The sequence below is a fragment of the Blastomonas ursincola genome (assembly GCF_013607875.1).
GTDB classification, from domain to species: domain Bacteria; phylum Pseudomonadota; class Alphaproteobacteria; order Sphingomonadales; family Sphingomonadaceae; genus Blastomonas; species Blastomonas ursincola.
In genome coordinates this window covers 1,205,637-1,224,362 of record NZ_VDES01000001.1, presented here as the reverse complement: position 1 = coordinate 1,224,362, position 18,726 = coordinate 1,205,637, and the positions used below count along the sequence as shown (strand labels likewise).

Annotated in this window: 14 protein-coding genes; 10 read left to right on the top strand and 4 right to left on the bottom strand. The window is 65.8% G+C overall.

Annotated features, from left to right (window positions below; genetic code table 11):
- The first annotated feature begins 56 nt into the window (after positions 1 to 56).
- The 7 genes from FG486_RS05695 to FG486_RS05665 are packed head-to-tail and all read left to right on the top strand — an operon-like array spanning position 57 to position 10,541.
- Positions 57 to 1,442 (top strand): TIGR03013 family XrtA/PEP-CTERM system glycosyltransferase, encoded by a 1,386-nt coding sequence (locus tag FG486_RS05695; protein WP_066285121.1) that lies wholly within the window; start codon positions 57 to 59, stop codon positions 1,440 to 1,442.
- 4 nt (positions 1,443 to 1,446) lie between these two features.
- A complete protein-coding gene (gene prsK / locus FG486_RS05690) occupies positions 1,447 to 3,567 on the top strand; it encodes an XrtA/PEP-CTERM system histidine kinase PrsK (RefSeq protein ID WP_181266754.1) in 2,121 nt (706 codons plus the stop codon).
- A gap of 3 nt (positions 3,568 to 3,570) precedes the next feature.
- Positions 3,571 to 4,980, top strand: a complete 1,410-nt coding sequence (gene prsR / locus FG486_RS05685; protein ID WP_171007804.1) for a PEP-CTERM-box response regulator transcription factor — start codon at positions 3,571 to 3,573, stop codon at positions 4,978 to 4,980.
- The gene (locus tag FG486_RS05680; RefSeq protein WP_181266753.1) at positions 4,964 to 7,036 is read left to right on the top strand and encodes a tetratricopeptide repeat protein; all 2,073 of its coding nucleotides are present in this window, start codon (positions 4,964 to 4,966) and stop codon (positions 7,034 to 7,036) included. The genes prsR and FG486_RS05680 overlap by 17 nt, the downstream gene beginning before the upstream one ends.
- Positions 7,037 to 7,088: 52 nt before the next feature.
- Positions 7,089 to 9,134, top strand: coding sequence for a M3 family metallopeptidase (locus FG486_RS05675; protein ID WP_181266752.1), 2,046 nt, complete (start codon positions 7,089 to 7,091; stop codon positions 9,132 to 9,134).
- Positions 9,131 to 10,195 (top strand): PLP-dependent cysteine synthase family protein, encoded by a 1,065-nt coding sequence (locus FG486_RS05670; RefSeq protein WP_181266751.1) that lies wholly within the window; start codon positions 9,131 to 9,133, stop codon positions 10,193 to 10,195. The genes FG486_RS05675 and FG486_RS05670 overlap by 4 nt, the downstream gene beginning before the upstream one ends.
- Before the next feature lie 19 nt (positions 10,196 to 10,214).
- Positions 10,215 to 10,541, top strand: coding sequence for a DUF423 domain-containing protein (locus FG486_RS05665; RefSeq protein ID WP_066285150.1), 327 nt, complete (start codon positions 10,215 to 10,217; stop codon positions 10,539 to 10,541).
- Between the two features lie 62 nt (positions 10,542 to 10,603).
- On the opposite strand, the gene FG486_RS05660 is transcribed toward FG486_RS05665, so the two are convergent.
- The 4 genes from FG486_RS05660 to FG486_RS05645 all read right to left on the bottom strand — a co-directional run bounded on the left by FG486_RS05660 (position 10,604) and on the right by FG486_RS05645 (position 14,774).
- The gene (locus FG486_RS05660) at positions 10,604 to 13,117 is read right to left on the bottom strand and encodes a TonB-dependent receptor (RefSeq protein ID WP_066285130.1); all 2,514 of its coding nucleotides are present in this window, start codon (positions 13,115 to 13,117) and stop codon (positions 10,604 to 10,606) included.
- Positions 13,118 to 13,192: 75 nt separating this feature from the next.
- Positions 13,193 to 13,591, bottom strand: coding sequence for a nuclear transport factor 2 family protein (locus FG486_RS05655; RefSeq protein WP_181266750.1), 399 nt, complete (start codon positions 13,589 to 13,591; stop codon positions 13,193 to 13,195).
- Positions 13,591 to 14,022: a nuclear transport factor 2 family protein gene (locus FG486_RS05650; RefSeq protein ID WP_060978936.1), complete on the bottom strand. Its 432-nt coding sequence runs from the start codon at positions 14,020 to 14,022 to the stop codon at positions 13,591 to 13,593. The genes FG486_RS05655 and FG486_RS05650 overlap by 1 nt, the downstream gene beginning before the upstream one ends.
- The gene (locus FG486_RS05645; RefSeq protein WP_181266749.1) at positions 14,022 to 14,774 is read right to left on the bottom strand and encodes an aspartate/glutamate racemase family protein; all 753 of its coding nucleotides are present in this window, start codon (positions 14,772 to 14,774) and stop codon (positions 14,022 to 14,024) included. Before FG486_RS05645 ends, FG486_RS05650 begins: the two co-directional genes overlap by 1 nt.
- 186 nt (positions 14,775 to 14,960) lie before the next feature.
- Here FG486_RS05645 and FG486_RS05640 point away from each other — a divergent pair, with 186 nt between their 5' ends.
- Genes FG486_RS05640 through FG486_RS05630 form a run of 3 tightly spaced genes read left to right on the top strand, consistent with a single transcriptional unit; the run spans position 14,961 to position 18,722 of the window.
- Positions 14,961 to 15,644, top strand: a complete 684-nt coding sequence (locus FG486_RS05640; RefSeq protein ID WP_181266748.1) for a GntR family transcriptional regulator — start codon at positions 14,961 to 14,963, stop codon at positions 15,642 to 15,644.
- Positions 15,645 to 15,698: 54 nt separating this feature from the next.
- A complete protein-coding gene (locus tag FG486_RS05635) occupies positions 15,699 to 16,604 on the top strand; it encodes a hydroxymethylglutaryl-CoA lyase (RefSeq protein ID WP_181266747.1) in 906 nt (301 codons plus the stop codon).
- 60 nt (positions 16,605 to 16,664) lie between these two features.
- Positions 16,665 to 18,722: a hydantoinase/oxoprolinase family protein gene (locus FG486_RS05630; protein ID WP_181266746.1), complete on the top strand. Its 2,058-nt coding sequence runs from the start codon at positions 16,665 to 16,667 to the stop codon at positions 18,720 to 18,722.
- Positions 18,723 to 18,726 lie beyond the last annotated feature (4 nt).

Here is an 18,726-nt window from a genome sequence, read left to right as displayed (position 1 = left end):
CAATGTGGCTGTAAAATTAACCGACACTTGACCATTGCCCGGCTATAACGGGCAGCATGTTCAGGCTGTTCAAACATTATGTGCCGCATGCGGTGCTGCTGCTCGGCTTTTTCGATCTCGCGCTGCTGGGCCTTGCCGCCGAAATCGGCTGGGTCTGGCGCGCGCACGAGATCGGCATGGCGGTCGAACCGCTCAGCCAGCGGCCGCTGCCGATAGCCACCTTCGCGCTGCTCGTGCACATGGCGATGATTGCGGTCGGTGTGTACGGGCCCGACTCCCTGCAATCGCTGCGGTTCGCTGCGGCACGGCTGCTCGTCGCGATCTCGCTGGGCGTCATATTGCTGTCGGTCACCTATTTCATCCTGCCGGGCACCACCTTGTGGCGCTCGAACAGCCTGTATGCGATGGGTCTGTCGATCGTCTTCTTGATCGGCAACCGCATCATTCTCGGCGGACTGCTGGGCACCACCGCGTTCAAGCGCAGGCTGATGGTGCTGGGCGCCGGCAAGCGCGCGCAGCGGGTGCAGGACCTGTCCGAACGCCCCGATGCCGGGTTCGTGCTTGTCGGCTTCGTCGCCATGAACGACGGCCCGCTGGTGGTCGAAGAGGCGATCAACCGCGACGCGATCAAGAATCTCGCCAAGCATGTCGAGAATCTCAACGTGACCGAGGTGGTGCTGGCGCTGGAGGAACGGCGCAACGCCCTGCCGCTCAACGACCTGTTGCGCATCAAGACCACCGGCGTCCACGTCAACGATCTTTCGACCTTTCTGGAACGCGAGACGGGCCGGGTCGATCTCGACACCGTCAATCCCAGCTGGCTGATCTTTTCCGACGGATTTTCGGCGGGACGGCGCATCTCGACCATCGCCAAGCGCATGTTCGACCTGGTCGTCAGTTCGATCCTGCTGGTGCTGACGGCGCCGATCATCCTGCTCTTCGCGCTGCTGGTAAAGCTCGACAGCAAGGGGCCGGCCTTTTTCAAGCAGGAGCGGGTGGGGTTGTACGGTCAGCCGTTCGAGATCGTCAAGCTGCGGTCGATGCGCACCGATGCTGAGGTCGATGGTGCGCAATGGGCGCAAAAGAACGACCCGCGCGTCACGCGCCTCGGCCGTTTCATCCGCAAGGTGCGGATCGACGAACTTCCCCAGGCCTGGAGCGTGCTCAAGGGCGACATGAGCTTTGTCGGACCCCGCCCCGAGCGGCCCGAATTCGTCGCCGATCTGGAAACCAAGATGCGCTATTACAACGAGCGGCACATGGTGAAGCCTGGCATTACCGGTTGGGCACAGATCAACTATCCCTATGGCGCTTCGGTCGAGGATGCCCGGCACAAGCTGGAATATGACCTTTATTACGCCAAGAACTACACGCCCTTTCTCGACCTGCTGATCATCCTGCAGACGCTGCGCGTCGTGCTGTGGCCGGATGGTGCGCGCTGATCCCATGGCCAACTGGGCCGATATAAGCCTCTGGGCCCATAGCGGCGCGGCGGCGCTGACCCTACTGGTGGCCGCCTGGGTGGTTCAGCGCTGGGCAAGGCTGCGCGATGCGCGCCCGTCGCTGGGCGATGCCGCGCTGCTGCTGGCTCTGCTCTCGACCAGTCTCTGGGCGTTCGCTGTCGCGGTGCTCGGCCCCGTCCACCCGATTGCAGGGCTGGCCGAGTCGCTGCGAAACCTCGCCTGGCTGGCCTTCCTGTTCCAGATGGTGCGCTCGGCACGCGCCCAGCCGGGCACGGTGACTGCGGTCTATCTGGTGCTGACGCTGGTGCTGGCCGCGCAGCCCGTGGTGGAAAGCGGGCTGGCCCTGCTCGCCGGGCATCAGGGGCTGGAAAGCCTGGTTCAGGGCAGTGCGATGCTGCTCAGGATGATCTTCGTGGTCGGCGCGCTGGTGCTGGCGAACAATCTTTACAGCGTCGCCGATGCCGAGACGCGCACGAGCCTCAGGGTTCCGCTGACCGCGCTGGCCGCGATGTGGCTGTACGATCTCAACCTCTACACCATGGGGTATCTGAACGACCGCCTCAGCGCCGACATGCTGGCGCTGCGCGGGGTGCTGATGATCTTTGCGGTGCCGTTCTTCGCGCTCGCCGCCAACCGGCCCGGCGGATGGAAGCTCACCTTGTCTCGCAAGATCGCCTATCGCTCGCTCTCGCTGTTCGCGATCCTGGGCTATCTCGTCACGATGATCGCGGTGGCGCAGCTGCTGCGTGCGGTCGGCGGAGCGGTGGCGTCAGGTGCGCAGATGCTGCTGGTGCTCGGCATGTCGCTGGCGGCGCTGATCCTGCTGCCCTCGGACCGGTTCCGCGCCTGGTTCAAGGTCAAGGCGACCAAGCATTTCTTCCAGCACCGCTATGATTATCGCGCCGAATGGATACGCTTCACCGAGACGATCGGGCGACCGGGCGATGGCACCGCGCCGTTCCACGAACGCGTGATCAAGGCCGCCGCCGATATCAGCGACAGCCCCGCAGGCCTGCTGCTCGCGCCCGGCGACAATGGTCGCATGCAGCTGCAGGCGCGGTTCAACTGGCCGACCGCCGACGTCCCCGCCCAGGCCTGCACGGCCGCAACGATCGGCTATTTCCAGACGACTGGGCGGATCGTCGAGCTCGACGCGCTGCGCTCTGGCCGCGACCGCGACACCGATCGGCGCGCGATCCCCGACTGGGTGCTCGACGAACCCAACGCCTGGGCGATCGTGCCTCTGGTGCATTTCGACCGGCTCGCAGGCCTGGTCGTGCTCTCGCGTCCGCTCGTCGAACGGCGGCTGGACTGGGAAGATCTCGACCTACTGCGCCTGGTCGGGCGGCAGCTCGCCAGCTATCTCGCCGAGGCGCGCAGCCAGGAGGCGCTGCGCGAGGCCGACCAGTTCGACGAGTTCAACCGCCGCATGGCCTTCGTGATGCACGACATCAAGAACCTGGTCAGCCAGTTGAGCCTGGTCGCGCGCAACGCCGAACGGCACGCCGACAATCCCGAGTTCCGCAAGGACATGATCGCGACGCTGCAGAATTCGGTCGGCAAGATGAACACGCTGATCCGTAGGCTCACCGGATATGCGCGATCGGCGGGCGAGGGAGTCCGCGCGATCGATGCCGAGCGCGTGGTGCGCACGGTGATCGCCAGCAAGCAGGCTGCCCATCCGGTGATCGCCAGCGCCGCGCAGCGGCTGATGCTGATGGCCGATCCGGCACAGCTCGAACAGGTGCTGGGCCATCTGATCCAGAACGCGATCGATGCCAGCCCCAGGGATACGCCGGTTTATGTCAGCATGGCGCGCGATGGCCTGAATGGCGTGATCGAGATTGTCGACCATGGCGCGGGCATGTCCGCCGAGTTCGTGCGGTCCAAGCTGTTCAAGCCCTTCATTTCGAGCAAGACCGACGGCTTCGGCATCGGCGCCTATGAGGCGCGGCTGCTGGTCGAGGCGATGCACGGCCGCATCGAGGTCGAGAGCCGCGAGGGCGAGGGCAGCCGTTTTTCCATCCATCTTCCGCTCGCCACCCGGATCGATTCCGATGATCCGGCGGCGCAGCCCGTGCCCATTGCTGAAAAGGTAGCCTGACCGATGACCGACCTTTCCCCCAATCCCGCGATGAACGGTGGCGGCAAGGGCGCCAACCGGCTGCCGCGCCTGCTGGTGGTGGAGGACGATGCCGGGCTGCAGCGCCAGCTCAAATGGGCGTTCGACGATTTCGAGGTGCTGTGCGCGGGCGATCGGGCGAGCGCGATCGACCTGCTGCGCTATGAGGAGCCCGATGTCGTGACGCTCGATCTCGGCCTGCCGCCCGATCCCGATGGCGTCAGCGAGGGCTTTGCGACCTTGGCGGAAATCCTTCGGCTGAAGCCCGATACCAAGGTGATCATCGCCTCGGGTCACGGCGAGCGGCAGAGCGCGCGCGATGCGATCGCGCAAGGCGCCTATGATTTCTACCGCAAGCCGGTTGAGATCGACGATCTCGCGCTGATCGTCCGCCGCGCGCTCAACGTGCAGCAGATCGAGCGCGAAAATGCGCGATTGAGCCAGAAATCGGGTGAGGACCATACGGTGCTCGGCGGCATGATCACTGGCGATGCGCAGATGGTGAAGGCCGCGCGCACGATCGAGCGTGTCGCCAACACCAATGTCTCGGTCATGCTGCTCGGTGCGAGCGGGACCGGCAAGGAGCTGTTCGCGCGCGGCCTGCACGAGAAGAGCAACCGCCGCGGCGGCGCGTTCATCGCGATCAACTGCGCCGCGATCCCCGAAAACCTGCTCGAATCCGAGTTGTTCGGGCATGAGAAGGGCGCGTTTACCGGCGCGATCAAGACCACGATCGGCAAGATCGAGCAGGCAGCCGGCGGCACCCTTTTCCTCGACGAGGTCGGCGACATTCCGCTGCCGCTCCAGGTCAAGCTGCTGCGCTTCCTGCAGGAACGCGTGATCGAGCGGGTCGGTGGTCGCAGCCCGATCCCGGTTGATACCCGCGTGGTCTGCGCGACCCACCAGAATCTCGAGAAGATGATCGCCGAGGAGCGGTTCCGTGAGGACCTGTTCTATCGCCTTGCCGAGATTGTGGTGCACATCCCCTCGCTCGCCGAACGACCGGGCGATGCGGTGCTGCTCGCCAAGCATTTCCTCGCCCGCTTCGCCGCCGAGATGAACCCGGCGGTCAAGGGTTTTGCCCCCGATGCGCTGAAGATGCTCGATGCCTGGCACTGGCCGGGCAATGTCCGCGAGCTCGAGAACCGGGTGAAGCGCGCGGTGATCATGGCAGAAAGCCGGCTGGTGACCGCCGAGGATCTCGATCTGGAGCGCGCCGAACCGCAGACGGCGGAGTTCCTCAACCTGAAGGCGGTGCGCGAACTGGCCGACCGAAAGGCGATCCGCCATGCGCTGGCGCGGACCGAGGGCAATATCTCGGGCGCGGCCAAGCTGCTCGGCATCAGCCGCCCGACGTTGTATGATCTGCTCCGGCAATATGACATCCAGAGCTGATCCTCGTCCCGGCAACAGGCTGTGGTCGGCGCTTGCCGCCGCTGCCTTGCTGCTGGGCGGCGCGGGCGCAGGCCTGCGCGCGGAAGACATGGGCGCGGCGCGCGAGGCGATGGCGCGCGCTGCCGACTATCGTGCGCGCGGTGACAATCGCGCGGCGCGGATCGAGCTGATGAATGCGATCAAGGCCGCGCCGAAGATGAAGGAGGCGCGGCTCGCGCAGGCGCGGGTGTTCCTGGCGCTGTTCGATGCCGATGGGGCCGAGGGCGAGCTGCAGCGCGCGCTCGAACTCGGCGCCGATCGCGCGCTTGTCCGCGCGCCGATGGCCGAGGCGATGGTGCTGCAGGGCCGGGCCGGCGATGCGCTGCGCTGGCTGGGTGAAGGATCGGTGGCCAAGGCGGACATGGGCTATGCCGCGCGCACGCAGGGGCGGGCGCATTTGGCGCTCGGTCAGTATGACGAGGCGCGCGCGGCGTTCGACCGGGCCTTGCAGTTTACCCCCGACGACAGCCTGTTGTGGACCGATATCGCGCGCTTCCGCACCGCATCGGGCGATCAGGCGGGCGGGCTGGAAGCAGCCGACCATGCGGTTGCGCTCGACGCCAGCAATGTCCGCGCCTTGCAGCTGCGCGGCGAACTGACGCGCAGCCAGACCGGGCTCGCTGCCGCCTTGCCGTGGTTCGAGCGCGCGCTGGCGATCGACCCCAATGATACCGCGGTGCTCGGCGAATATGCCGCGACTTTGGGCGATATGGGCCGGATGCGCGCGATGCTGAAGGCGGCGCGGCAGATTGTCGCGCTCGAGCCCAACAACCCGCGCGGCTATTTCCTGCAAGCCGTGCTCGCGGCGCGCGCGGGGCGCTACGATCTGGCGCGCACCTTGATGCAGAAGACCGGAGGCGCGCTGGAAGGCGTGCCGGCGGCGATGCAGGTCGAGGGGGTGGTCGAGTTCCAGCTTGGCAACTATCGCCAGGCGATCGACCGGTTCGAAAAGCTCGCCGATGCCCAGCCTTTCAACCGCCGCGCCGCCGAACTGCTTGCGCGCGCGCTCTATGCCGAGGGCGAGCACGAAGCGCTGCTCGAACGCTTTCGGCCCGTCGCCAACCGCGCTGGGACGAGCGCCTATCTGCTGACCCTGGTCGGACGCTCGCTTGAGGCGATGGGCGAGCGCGATGCGGCGCTCGAATATCTTGCGCGTGCCGCGACCCCCGATCCTGCGCCGCTGCTGCGGCTCGATCAGGACGACGAACCCTGGCTGCTCGCCGATGCCGCCCGCGCCGCGCCGCGCGATGCGCGCGCGGTGGTGCCCTATGTCCGCATGCTGGTGGCGCGCGGGGATTTTGTGCAGGCAGAGGAATTCGCCGGCCCGCTGGCCGATGCCAATCCCGGCGTACCCGACGCGCAGATGCTGCTGGGCGACGTGCTCTATGCCTCGGGCAATGCGCGCGCAGCCTTGCCCTATTACGAGCGCGCGGCGCGTATCCGCCTCGCTGAGCCCGTGGTGCGCCGCCTGTCGCTGGTGCTGCGCGAACTCGGCCGCCGCGATCAAGCGGACGCGCTGCTCGAAAGCTTCGTCGACATGAGCCCGGCCAATACCGGCGGGCTGCGCCTGCTGGCCAATGCCTATATCGATCGCGGCGAATGGGGCGGGGCGGTGGCGATGCTGTCGGCGCTGCACGCGCAGCTCGGCAGCAGCCAGCCGATGCTGCTCACCGATCTGGCACTCGCCCGTCTGCGCGCGGGTGATCCGGCGCGTGCGGCGCATGATTCGCGGCTCGCCTATCGCGTTCAGCCTTCCAGCCCGCTGGTCGCGCATGTCCGCGGCATGGCACTGACCGAGGCCAGCGACCGCCCGATGCTGGCGGTCGAGATGCTCGAAAAGGCGCAAGCCCTGCAACCGCGCAACCCGTGGCTGCGCTATCACCTGGCCCAGGCCTATGCCGCTGCGGGCAAGCCGGGCCGGGCGATGGGCGCGCTGCGCGCCTCGCTCTCGCTGGGGGCGTTTCCCGAGCGAGCCCAGGCGGCCGCGATGCTGCGCGATCTGCAGGGACGGAGCTGAGCGCCCGCACATTTTTGCCTGACCCTGCGCCAAATTCCGCTAAAGGGCAGGGATGACCGATACGACCAACCCCCTGCTCGATACGCGCGCGCTGCCGCGCTTTGCCGAAATCACCGCCGATCATATCGCGCCCGCGCTCGATGACGCGCTCGCCCGCCATGCCGCTACGATCGAGACGCTGGTGCGCGACAAGCCTGTCACGTTCGCCGACGCCTGGCTGCCGTTCGAGCGCGCAGAGGCGGAACTGGGCGCGATCTGGGCGGCGGTATCGCACCTGCATTCGGTCGCCGACAGCCCCGAGCTGCGCACCGCCTATCAGGAGGGCGAGCAGCGGCTCGTCACCAACAGCATCATGGTCGGGCAGAATCGCGCGCTCTATGAGGTGTTCGAGGCGCTCGCCGCGACGCCCGAGTTCGCCGCCCTGTCCCAGGCCGACCGGGTGGCGGTGGAGCACGCGTTGCGCGATTTCCGGCTCTCGGGCGTGGCGCTCGACGAGGCCGCGCGCGAGCGGTTCAAGCAGGTGTCGGTCGAGCTCGCGACGCTTTCCAACGAATTCGGCAGCGCGGTGCTCGATGCGACCGATGCCTGGGAAGAGCTGATCACCGACGAGGCCGACCTTGTGGGCGTGTCGGAGACCGACAAGGCGATGTTCGCCGCCGCTGCCGAGGCCAAGGGCCAGACCGGCTGGCGCGTGACGCTGCAGGCGCCCTCGGTCAACGCCATCCTGACCTTTGCCGAGAATCGCGACCTGCGCGCGCGCGTCTATCAGGCCTACGGGACCCGCGCCTCGGATCAGGGGCCGCATGCCGGGCAGTTCGACAATTCGGAACGCATCGCGCGCATCCTCGAGCTGCGGCGCGAGGCGGCGGGGCTGCTCGACTTTGCCGATCCGGTCGAATGGTCGCTCGCCACCAAGATGGCGTCGGACGGCGGCGCGGTGCTCGCGTTCCTGCGCGATCTTGCCAGCCGCGCCAAGCCGGCGGCGCAGCGCGACCTCGATGAACTGAAAGCCTTTGCCGCCGAGAAGCTGGGTATCGCGGACCTTCAGCCCTGGGATGTCGGCTTTGCCTCGAACCGTTTGCGCCAGGCGCTCTATGCGGTCGACGAGGCCGAGATTCGCGGCTATTTCCCGGTCGAGAAGGTGATGCAGGGCTGGCAGGCTTTGCTCGAACGGCTGTTCGGCATCCGGCTGCAACAGCGCAGCGATGCCTCGCTCTACCATGCCGATGCGCGCTTCTACGATGTCGTCGATGAGAGCGGCCAGCCGATTGCGGGCCTGTATCTCGACCTGTTCGCGCGGTCCGGCAAGCGCGGCGGCGCATGGATGGGCGAGGCGCGTCCGCGCCGCAACGATGGCGATCACGTCCAGCTGCCGGTCGCCTATATGGTGTGCAATTTCTCGCCCGCCGGGCCCGAAGCGCCCTCGCTGCTCAGCCATTCGGATGTCGGCACGCTGCTACACGAGACCGGCCATTGCCTCCACCTGCTGCTGACCGAGGTCAACCGCCCGAGCATCGCGGGCACCAGCGGGTTCGAATGGGATGCGGTCGAGCTGCCCAGCCAGCTGATGGAGGATTTCGCCTGGGACCGGCAGGTGCTCACCGCCATGTCGGGCCATTACAAGACCGGCGAGCCGCTGCCGGACGAGCTGTTCGACCGGCTGCTGCGCGCGCGGCATTTCCAGGCAGGGCTGTTCCTGATCCGCCAGATCGAGTTCGCGCTGTTCGACATGCTGCTGCACCTGGGCACGATGGGCAGCGATCCCGTCGAGGTGATCAACGCGGTGCGCGACGAGGTGGCAGTGATCCGCCCGCCCGAATGGCACCGCTTTCCGCATGCCTTTTCGCACATCTTCGCAGGCGGCTATGCCTCGGGCTATTACAGCTATCTCTGGGCCGAACTGCTCGCCGCCGACGGCTTCATGGCGTTCGTGGAGGCCGGGCTGCTTGATCGTGCGACCGGCGACCGCTTCCGCGCCGAGGTGCTGGCGCGCGGCGCGACCCGGCCGGCAGCGGAGAGCTTCCGCGCGTTCCGGGGCCGCGACCCCGACCCGCGCGCGATGCTGGTGCGCCACGGTCTGGTGGACGCCGAGGGATGAGCGAGCTGTGCCCGCGCGGCTGGCTGAACGAGGCCATCCGGCGCATCGAGGCGGACTATAACCGCTCCGCCGACACGCATCTGATCCGGCTCGACCTGCCGCGCTTTCCCGGCATCACGCTGTACCTGAAAGACGAAAGCTCGCACCCGACCGGCAGCCTCAAGCACCGGCTGGCGCGATCGCTGTTCCTCTATGCCCTGTGCAACGAGTGGATCGGCCCGGAGACCTGCGTGATCGAGGCCTCGTCGGGATCGACGGCGGTCAGCGAGGCCTATTTCGCTCGAATGCTGGGACTGCGCTTCATCGCGGTGGTGCCCGCGACCACCGCGCCCGCCAAGCTCGACGCCATCCGCTTCCAGGGCGGCGAGATTCACAAGGTCGACGATCCGCGCACTGTCTATGATGTCGCGCACCGGCTCGCGGCGGAAACCGGCGGCCATTATCTCGACCAGTTCACCTATGCCGAGCGGGCGACCGACTGGCGCGGCAACAACAATATCGCCGAGAGCATCTTCGCGCAGATGGCCGAGGAGGAATATCCCGTGCCCGAATGGATCGTCTGCGGCGCAGGCACCGGCGGTACGTCGGCGACGATCGGGCGGTACCTTCGCTATCAGCGCTATGCCACGCGGCTGTGCGTTGCCGATCCGGTCCATTCGGTGTTCCACCGGCATTATGCCGACCGAAACGCGACCTCACTCCCCGAAGGCTGCGCGAGCCGGATCGAGGGCATCGGGCGGCCCCGGGTGGAGCCGAGCTTCATCCCCGGGGTGATCGACCGGATGATCGCGGTCGAAGATGGCGACAGCATCGGCGCGATGCGAGCGCTGTCCGACCGGCTGGGGCGGCGGGTCGGTGGATCGACCGGCACCAACCTGGTCGCCTGCGCGGCGCTGATCGAGGAAATGGCGGCATCGGGCACCAGCGGCAGCGTAGTCACTCTGCTGTGCGATGGCGGCGATCGCTATCATACCAGCTATTACGACGACGCCTGGCTCGCGCAGAGCGGGCTGGCCTGGCAACCGGCGGCAGAGCGGATCGCCGCGCTGCTGGGTCTTTGAGCGGAGGAAACGGGCAATGATGATCGGGGTTCTGGCGGCCGTTTCTGCCGCGCTCGCAGTGGCGGCAGGCGCGTTCGGCGCGCATGCTGCGGCGGGTGAGCAGCAGGCCGAATGGCTCCGCACCGGCGGGATGTATCAGCTGGTGCACGCGGTCGCGGCGCTCGCGATCATGGGACGCGCGCCCGGTGCCGCCTGGACCCTGCTGGCGGGCGCGGCGATCTTCGCGGTGACGCTCTATGCGATGGCTTTGGGCGCGCCGCGCTGGCTGGGGGCGGTGACGCCGATCGGCGGCACGCTGCTGATCGGCGGATGGCTGTGGGCAGCGTGGATCTACGCCAGGGGTTGAAGGCTTAAAAAAAAAGACCGTCACCACCCGCGCCGCAGCGCAGGTGGTGACGGCTGGGCCGGTCAAAACTTGTAGCCGACTTCCACCCCGATCCGGCGCAGACCGCCGGGCGAGATGAACGATCCGCCGAATTCGGCCGCGGTGATCACTTCGTTCAGGTAACGGCGGTTGAGCACATTGTCCGCAAACAGGGTCACGCGCCACTGCTCGCCTTCCAGTCCCGCGCGCACGTCGAGCACGCCGAACGCATCGCGCCGCGTCACCGCATAATTGGCGTCGCCAACAAAGGCGGGCAGCGCCAGCGCCGATCCGGGCAGCAAACCGCTGAAGATCGTCGGCACGGTGTTGTTCTGCAGCGTGTGGAACCAGGTCGGGCCGGTGATGCGATAGTCGGCGCGCGCGACCAGATCGAAGCTCTTGGCAATGGGGGCAACGATCTGGGTGCCCAGGTTGATCGTGTAGTCGGCGGTCGAGGGCGACTTGTTGCCCACGGTCTGCGGACGCGAACGGTTCTGCTTGATCTCGCTTTCGGTGACGTTGAACGCGCCAAAGATCGTCCAGCCCGGCGTCACCTCGGCATTGAGGTTCAGTTCCGCGCCATACAGCTCGACCTTGTCGATGTTCGACACCACGCGCAGCAGGCCGAAGCCGCCGACGAAGAATTCGAAGAACTGCATGTCCCTGACATCGGTATAATAGCCCGCGAGGTCGAAGGTCAGCTTGCCGTCGAACGCCGATCCCTTGAAGCCGCCCTCGAACGCGCTCGAGCGTTCCTTGCGGTAATCGTCGTTGATCGTGACCTGCGATCCGATGAACTGGTTGAACGACTGGCGGACGATCGCGGCCGAGCCCGAATTGTTGAAGCCGCCCGCCTTGAAGCCGATTCCCCAGTTTGCATAGACGTTGAAATTGTCAGCCACCGACCAGCGGAAGGTCAGCTTGGGCTGAAGCTGCTTGTAGCTCTCCGACTTGTCGGGGATGGCGCCCGCGGTCTGGCCGGGGTTGATCGGTCCTCCGGTAAACGGATCGAGCACCAGAGGCACATTGTTGGAGACGCTGCGATCCTCGATATCGTAGCGCAACGCGAGGCCCAGGTTGATCCGGTCGTTCCAGTTATATTCCGCCGAACCGAAGGCAGCATACACATCGGTGCTGAAGCTGTCGAAATAGAGCTGGGTCGTGGGGTTGGTCGTGCCCGGCGCGTTGTAGAGCCGGCGGATGATGCCCTGACCGAGGTCCGCGCCCAGGCTCACGCCGACATCGCGGCTGATGTTGAGATAATAGGCACCGAGCTGCCAGTTGAACGGCCCGTCGCCGTTCGAGGACAGGCGGATTTCGCCGCTGAAGTCTTCCTGTTGGCGGATCTGGTACTGCGTGCCGTCGCAGGTCGTCGGGCTGTACGGGCCGAAGGTCGATCCGGTGGCGGGGGCGAAGATGAACGGCACCGGCGTTGCGCCGATGAAACCGGGCTGGTTGACCGGGAAGCCGGTGAGCTGCGCGGTGCTGCGGAAGCAGGCGTTCGATGCTGCCACCGATGCGGGCGTCGCGCCGGGGAAGGTGAAGCGGGCGAAGTCGGCCGAGGTGCCGTCGGCGGTCAGCGACTGGTCGACATCGCTGTACAGGCCCCACAGGGTCAGCTTGGCAAAGTCGAATTCATGCTCGAGTTTGATCGAGGCATCGAACGATGTCTGGTCGTTGGTCGGGCGGATATTGCTGTAGAAGTTGAACGGGTGGCGGTTCACATCCTCGAAAAAGGCCGGGTTTGCCGCCGCGAAATTGGGCAGGTGGAAGGCCGCGTTGAACGCGATCGACGCGCCGGTCAGGTCCGAATAGCGTGCCTTGGCGTCGATCTCGGTCCGGTCGCCGAGCTGTGCGACGAAGCGGCCGTCGACCGACCAGACTTCCTGATCGTCGATGGTCTTGGAATTGTTGAGGAAGATGTTGCGGTAGAAGCCATCGGTCTTGAGATAGCTGCCCGACAGGACGAAACCGGCATTCTCGCCCAGCGGGACCGAGATGAACGCATTGCCTCTGTAGGTTTGCTGTTCGGCGGCGCTGAGCTCGATACCGGCCTCGAGCCGGTCGCTCGGCTTCATCGTCTGGATGACGATCGCGCCCGCCGCCGCGTTGCGGCCATAGAGTGCGCCCTGCGGTCCTTTGAGGATTTCGATCTGACGAATGGTGCCCTGGTTCTGGTTGAGCTGCGCGGTATTGGTCTTGAGGATGCCGTCGACGACCAGCGCGACCGAGCTTTCCGCGTCGCGCGCGCCGTTGATACCGCGGATGTTGATCTGGGTGTCACCCGCCTCGGCCGTGCCGGTGACGATGGTGACGCCGGGCGTCAGCTGCACGAACTGGTCGGCGGTCTCGACCCCGGTCTTCTGGATCGCATCGGCGGTGAGCACGGTCACCGATGCCGGAACCTCGGCCAGGCTTTCGTTCTGGCGGCGAGCGGTAACTATGATCACATCGTCCGCCGGTTCCGCCTGGGCCGAATCCTGGGCGAAAGCGGGTGTCGCCAGCGCGCTGGCGAGGACGGTGGCCGATGCTGCGGCAAACAGACTGGGTAAGCGCATGCTGTGAACTCCCTGATTTATGTGGGTTCCCCCGAACCCTATATTTTGCTTGGCGGGTGTTGTTTCGGCCGGTCTTCAGACCAGCACATTGGCCCCGCTCATATAGACGTAGACTTCTTGGAACTTTCCGTCGCGCAGGCGCCAGAAATTGGTGTTGTGCAAGGTCGTGACGCTGCCATCGGCGGCGGTCAGTTCGGCAATGAAGCTTGCCGCGATCCGGCCATTGGTTTCATCGACCGTGCAGGTGAAATCGCGGTGGACGATCTTGTCCCAGGCACCGAAGAAATCGGTGAACATCCGCTCGATCGCAGCCTTGCCGGCATGGGTGGTGAAGCTGGTCTGGACGGTGAACAGCGCCTCGTCATGGAAGCAGGCGAGCGTCGCAGCCATGTCCTTGCGGTCGACGCTGGCGAAATAGCTCTGCGTTGCGAACGCGATCAGTTCGTCGCGGCGCATTGTCGGGGCATATTGCATCAGAGATCCCCCTCTTTGAGCAGGTTGTCGCCGCTCATATAGACGAACACCTCCTGGAACAGCCGGTCCTTGAGGTAGAAGCGGTTGCAGTTCTCGTAGCGCAGCTGCTCGCCGCCATTCGGGGTGATCAGCACGGTGAACTGCGAGCAGACCGCGTTCGATTGCGGATCGGCGACATGCACGAAATTGCCGTGCCAGATCTGCTCGAAATCGGCGAACAGCTTGACGAACATCGCACGGATCGCTTCGCGTCCGTCATGCACGGTGTTCGATGTGACCTCGGTCAGCCGCGCATCGGGCGCGAAGCAGTTGAGCACCTCGTCCATGTTCTTGTTGTCGACGCCATCGAAATAGCGCTTGGTGACGATGTCGACATAGAACGGATAGGGCAGCGGGGCCTGTCCTGCGCCGCCAGGTGACCAGTCTGTCATCAGAACCAACCCTTTCTGATATCTGCATCCTTGGGCACTTCCGGGGTGGGAAATGCCTTCTTGCTGTGGGTGAGGCCGCACTCGATCAGCCCTTCGAGAAATTTCCATGCGACCTGGCCGGGGTTGATCACCGGGATCGGCAGGTTGGCCGCCAGGAACGCGGCCGACTGGTGCATGGTGGTGGAGCCGAGCACGATGACGTCCGCACCGTCTTCTTCCATCGCGCGCGTCGCTTCGGCCTTGAGCTTGTCGAAGATCACCTCTTCCTTGCCCGCGAGCAGTTCGGTGACATCGGGCCGGGTGTCGATCGACCGCAGCGAGGCGACGCGGTCCCAGAAGCCGTATTCGGTGAGCGTCTTCTGGTAGAGCGGAAACCATTCGGGCCACATGGTGAGCACCGTGAACTTCTTGCCCAGCATCATCGCGGCAGCGAATGCCGCCTCGCCCGGGCCGATCACCGGGATCGTCAGGCGCGAGCGCAGCGCGCGCAGACCCGAATCGCTGACCGTGTCGATCAGCACTCCGGCATAGCCCTCGTCTTCGGCGGTGATGCCGGTCTGGAACACGGTCCAGTCCATCAGCAGCATGTCGTGATAGCTGTCGCCCAGCGCCGCGCCCCAGGGGACGGCGACGAATTCGGGTGAAAATCCGGAGCGGACGAAATCGGAAGGCAGCTGTGCAGCACGGGCGGCGACACCGGCCTCGTCCATGGGAATGGGTACTATCACCTTGATGCGGCGATCATCTGCCATACGCTACCCCACCTTTCGGGATCGTCTGCATCGGTTGGTCCGACCGCGATCCATGGCTTGACGGTATTGTATACAAATGTCTATCGTCAAGAACGAAATTGGATTGGCGCAAGATCGGCGCAATTGGGCACGCACCGGGCATGGGACGCCGGAGCGGTGCGTGACCCCGGGACGGGATGGCAGGCAATGGAAAAGGCAGCATCGCCGCGGGCATCGGATATCGCCTATGACAAGATCCGTCAGTTCGTGCTTTCGGGCCGCGCGGAACCAGGCCAGCAGCTGACGGAGGAGCAGCTCGCGCGCATATCTGGCGTGTCGCGCACTCCGGTGCGCGAGGCGGTGCGGCGGCTCGAGAACGAGCTGCTGATCGTGCGCAGCGATTCGAAGCGGCTGTTCGTCGCCGACTGGTCGGCCGACGATATCGACGAGATGTTCGTGCTGCGCGGCATGCTCGAGGGTCATGCCGCCAGCCGCGCCGCGCGCAATATCTCGGCCCGTCAGATCGAGGAACTTGGCCGGATTTCGGATCTTCTCGACGCGGCGGTGCGGTGCAGTCCGCCCGATGTCACCGCTTTCCTTGCGCAGAACCGGCGCTTTCACGAGATCATTCTGGAGGCTGCCCGCTCGCCGCGCCTGTCCGCCATGCTGCCGATGCTGGTCGAGCAGCCCGTGGTCCGCCGCACGGCCGCGCAGTACAAGACCGAAGAGCTGCTGCAATCGGCGCGCGAGCATCGCGAACTGATCGCAGCGTTCACCGCACGCGATTCGCACTGGGCCCGCGCGGTGATGACCAGCCATATCCGCCGCGCCTTCCATGTCTTCAGCAGCACCGCCAAGCGCCACAAGGAGCAGCGCCAGGCCAATGACTGAGGCATTTTCCCGAGCGGCTGGACGGGCTCCCCACAAATGTATACAAACATCGCCATGAACAGCATCCAGATTGTCGAAGTCGGCCCGCGTGACGGCCTGCAGAACGAACCGGACATCGTCTCCACCGCCGACAAGCTGGAGATGATAGGGCGGATGATCGACGCCGGTGCGCGGCGGCTCGAGGTGGCGAGCTTCGTCCACCCGCAGCGCGTGCCGCAGATGGCCGATGCCGAAGCCGTGATCGCCGGGCTGCCCGACCGTAACGACGTTTCCTATATCGGCCTGACGCTGAACAAGCGCGGCGTGCTGCGCGCGCTGGCGACGAAGGAGGGCGGCAGGCGCGGGGTCGACGAGATCGGCTGCGTCATCGTCGCCACCGACACGTTCGGGCAGAAGAACCAGGGCCAGACCGTCGCCGAGGGCATTGCCGAAGCGAGCGAGATGATCCGCTTTGCCAAGGAGAACGGCCTGATCGCGCAGGTGACCATCTCCGCCGCGTTTGGCTGCCCGTTCGAGGGCGATGTGCCGGCGCAGCGGATCGTCGATATCGCCAGGGCCGTGCTCGAGGCAGGGCCTTCCGAGATTGCGCTCGCCGACACGATCGGCGTCGGGGTGCCCGCGCAGGTGACGGACCTGTACGGACGTCTGCGCGAATTCGTGCCCGCCGATATTCCGCTGCGCGCGCATTTTCACAACACGCGCGGCACCGGCATCGCCAATGCCTGGGCGGCGATCCAGGCGGGTGTTTCCGTGCTCGACGCCAGCCTGGGTGGGCTTGGCGGCTGCCCGTTCGCGCCCAGGGCGACCGGCAATATCGCGACCGAAGAGTTGATCTATCTCGCCGAGCGGTCGGGGCTGGATCATGGCATGAATCTGGATGCGGCCATTGCCGCCAATCGCTGGATGGCCGGGATTCTCGGTCGGGAGCTGCCCTCTCTGGTTGCCCGCGCGGCAGCCTGACGGGAAGGCCAACACATCAATCGTGTCGGCGACAGCGCCGACAAGCGAAGGGGTGAATGAATGAGTTACAGGCTGGGTGTCGATGTCGGCGGCACATTTACCGATCTGCTGCTGTTCGACGAACAATCGGGCGCCTTCTGGCGGCACAAGACCCCTTCGACCCCGCATGACAGTTCCGAAGGCATCCTGATCGGCGTGCAGGCGATCTGCGCCAATGCCGGGATCACGCCGGCGGATGTCGAGATCTTCCTGCACGGCACGACGGTCGCCACCAATGCGGTGCTGGAGGGCAAGGGCGCACGCGTCGGCCTGATCGTTACCGAGGGCTATCGCCAGGTAATGCAGATCGCGCGCAGCTTCGTGCCCGGTGGTCTTGCCGGCTGGATCGTCTGGCCCAAGCCGACCCCGCTCGCAGCATTGGAAGACACGGTCGAGATCAAGGGCCGCATGTCGGCGCAAGGCTCGGAAATCCGCCCGACCGATGATGCTGATATCCGCGCCGCTCTCGAAAAGCTGAAGGGCCAGGGGATCGAGGCGCTGACCGTCAGCCTGATGAACGCCTATCTCAACGGCGCGCATGAAAAGCGGGTGGCGGAACTGGCCGCCGAGATCCTGCCCGATGTGCCGATCTCGCTGAGCCATATCGTTCTGCCCGAGATGCAGGAATATGAGCGCACGCTCACCACCGTCGCCAACGCCGCGGTGCGCCCGGTCGTGGGCCGCTATGTCCGCAACCTGCGCAGCCGTCTGCGCGATGCCGGCATGGCGGGCAAGCTCGCGCTGCTCCGCTCGGACGGTGGCCTCATGTCTTCCGAAAAGTCCGAGGAGCATCCCGTCTCGCTGCTGATGTCGGGGCCTGCAGGCGGCGTGACCGGCGCGATCTGGGTCGGCAAGAATGCCGGGATCAAGAACATCCTGACGCTCGATGTCGGCGGTACCTCGACCGATGTCGCGCTGATCGAGAATCTGGAGGCGCGCCGCGTGCGCACCACCGAGGTCGGGCATCTGTCGGTCCGTGCCTCGGCGCTCGACGTCAAGACCGTGGGCGCGGGCGGCGGATCGATCGCCTATGTGCCCGAACTGACCGGCGCGCTGCGCGTCGGCCCGCAATCGGCGGGCGCGGTGCCGGGCCCTGTCGCCTATGGCAAGGGTGGCGAACTGCCCACCGTGACCGACGCCAATGTCGTGCTAGGCTATCTGCCCGAGGCATTGCTCGGCGGTACCTTCAAGCTCGACCGCGAGGGAGCGAAAAAGGCGGTGCAGACTATTGCCGATGCGCTGGGGATCGACCTCTATGCCGCCGCGCGCGGCATCATCGACATCGTCAACGAGAACATGTTCGGCGCGCTGCGCATGATCTCGGTGCAGCAGGGCTATGACCCGCGCGACTTTGCGCTGATGGGCTTTGGCGGGGCAGGGCCGCTGCACGTCAACGCGGTCGCCCGGCTGATGGGCAGCTGGCCCGCGATCTCGCCGGTCTCGCCCGGCGTGCTCTGCGCGCTCGGCGATGCGACGACGCGGATGCGCACCGAAACCGCGCGCAGCTTCTCGCGCCTCGCTTCGCAGACGACGCTCGAGGAACTGGGCGGCATTCTCGACGAGATGGCGGCGCAGATCGGCGACGAGCTGGTCGCCGAGGGCGTGGCGAAGGACGATGTCACGATCACCTTCGAGGTCGATGTCCGCTATGCCGGCCAGGCGTTCGAGGTACCCATGTCGGTCACCCGCGACGACCTGCACACCCATGGCATCGAATGGCTGACCGGACGTTTCGACGAGGAGCATCACCGGTTGTTCACCTTCAACATGGACTCGGAGCACGAGATCGTGAACCTGCGTGCGGTGGCGATGGGCAAGGCGCTCGACCTTCCCGCCGCCAAGCTGGCTGAGGGCAATGGCGATCCATCGGCGGCGAAGCTGCGCGATCACGAGCTGTGGATGGACGGGGCGATGGTGCCCGCGATCATCTACGACCGGTCGAAGCTGCTCGCCGGGGATGTCATCCCCGGGCCGGCCATCGTCATCGAAATGGATTCCACCACGCTGATCGAGGCGGACTGCACCGGCACCGTGGACAGTGTCGGCAACATCCTGATCACGCTGAAGACGGGGAACTGAAAAC

Bases quoted from the DNA above. Each gene is read 5' to 3' on its own strand.
- FG486_RS05645 (WP_181266749.1), bottom strand. From the start codon at position 14,774: ATGGCAGATGATCGCCGCATCAAGGTGATAGTACCCATTCCCATGGAC.
- FG486_RS05650 (WP_060978936.1), bottom strand. From the start codon at position 14,022: ATGACAGACTGGTCACCTGGCGGCGCAGGACAGGCCCCGCTGCCCTAT.
- FG486_RS05670 (WP_181266751.1), top strand. From the start codon at position 9,131: ATGAGCGAGCTGTGCCCGCGCGGCTGGCTGAACGAGGCCATCCGGCGC.
- FG486_RS05655 (WP_181266750.1), bottom strand. From the start codon at position 13,591: ATGCAATATGCCCCGACAATGCGCCGCGACGAACTGATCGCGTTCGCA.
- FG486_RS05680 (WP_181266753.1), top strand. From the start codon at position 4,964: ATGACATCCAGAGCTGATCCTCGTCCCGGCAACAGGCTGTGGTCGGCG.
- prsK (WP_181266754.1), top strand. From the start codon at position 1,447: ATGGCCAACTGGGCCGATATAAGCCTCTGGGCCCATAGCGGCGCGGCG.
- FG486_RS05640 (WP_181266748.1), top strand. From the start codon at position 14,961: ATGGAAAAGGCAGCATCGCCGCGGGCATCGGATATCGCCTATGACAAG.
- prsR (WP_171007804.1), top strand. From the start codon at position 3,571: ATGACCGACCTTTCCCCCAATCCCGCGATGAACGGTGGCGGCAAGGGC.
- FG486_RS05635 (WP_181266747.1), top strand. From the start codon at position 15,699: ATGAACAGCATCCAGATTGTCGAAGTCGGCCCGCGTGACGGCCTGCAG.
- FG486_RS05660 (WP_066285130.1), bottom strand. From the start codon at position 13,117: ATGCGCTTACCCAGTCTGTTTGCCGCAGCATCGGCCACCGTCCTCGCC.
- FG486_RS05630 (WP_181266746.1), top strand. From the start codon at position 16,665: ATGAGTTACAGGCTGGGTGTCGATGTCGGCGGCACATTTACCGATCTG.
- FG486_RS05695 (WP_066285121.1), top strand. From the start codon at position 57: ATGTTCAGGCTGTTCAAACATTATGTGCCGCATGCGGTGCTGCTGCTC.
- FG486_RS05665 (WP_066285150.1), top strand. From the start codon at position 10,215: ATGATCGGGGTTCTGGCGGCCGTTTCTGCCGCGCTCGCAGTGGCGGCA.
- FG486_RS05675 (WP_181266752.1), top strand. From the start codon at position 7,089: ATGACCGATACGACCAACCCCCTGCTCGATACGCGCGCGCTGCCGCGC.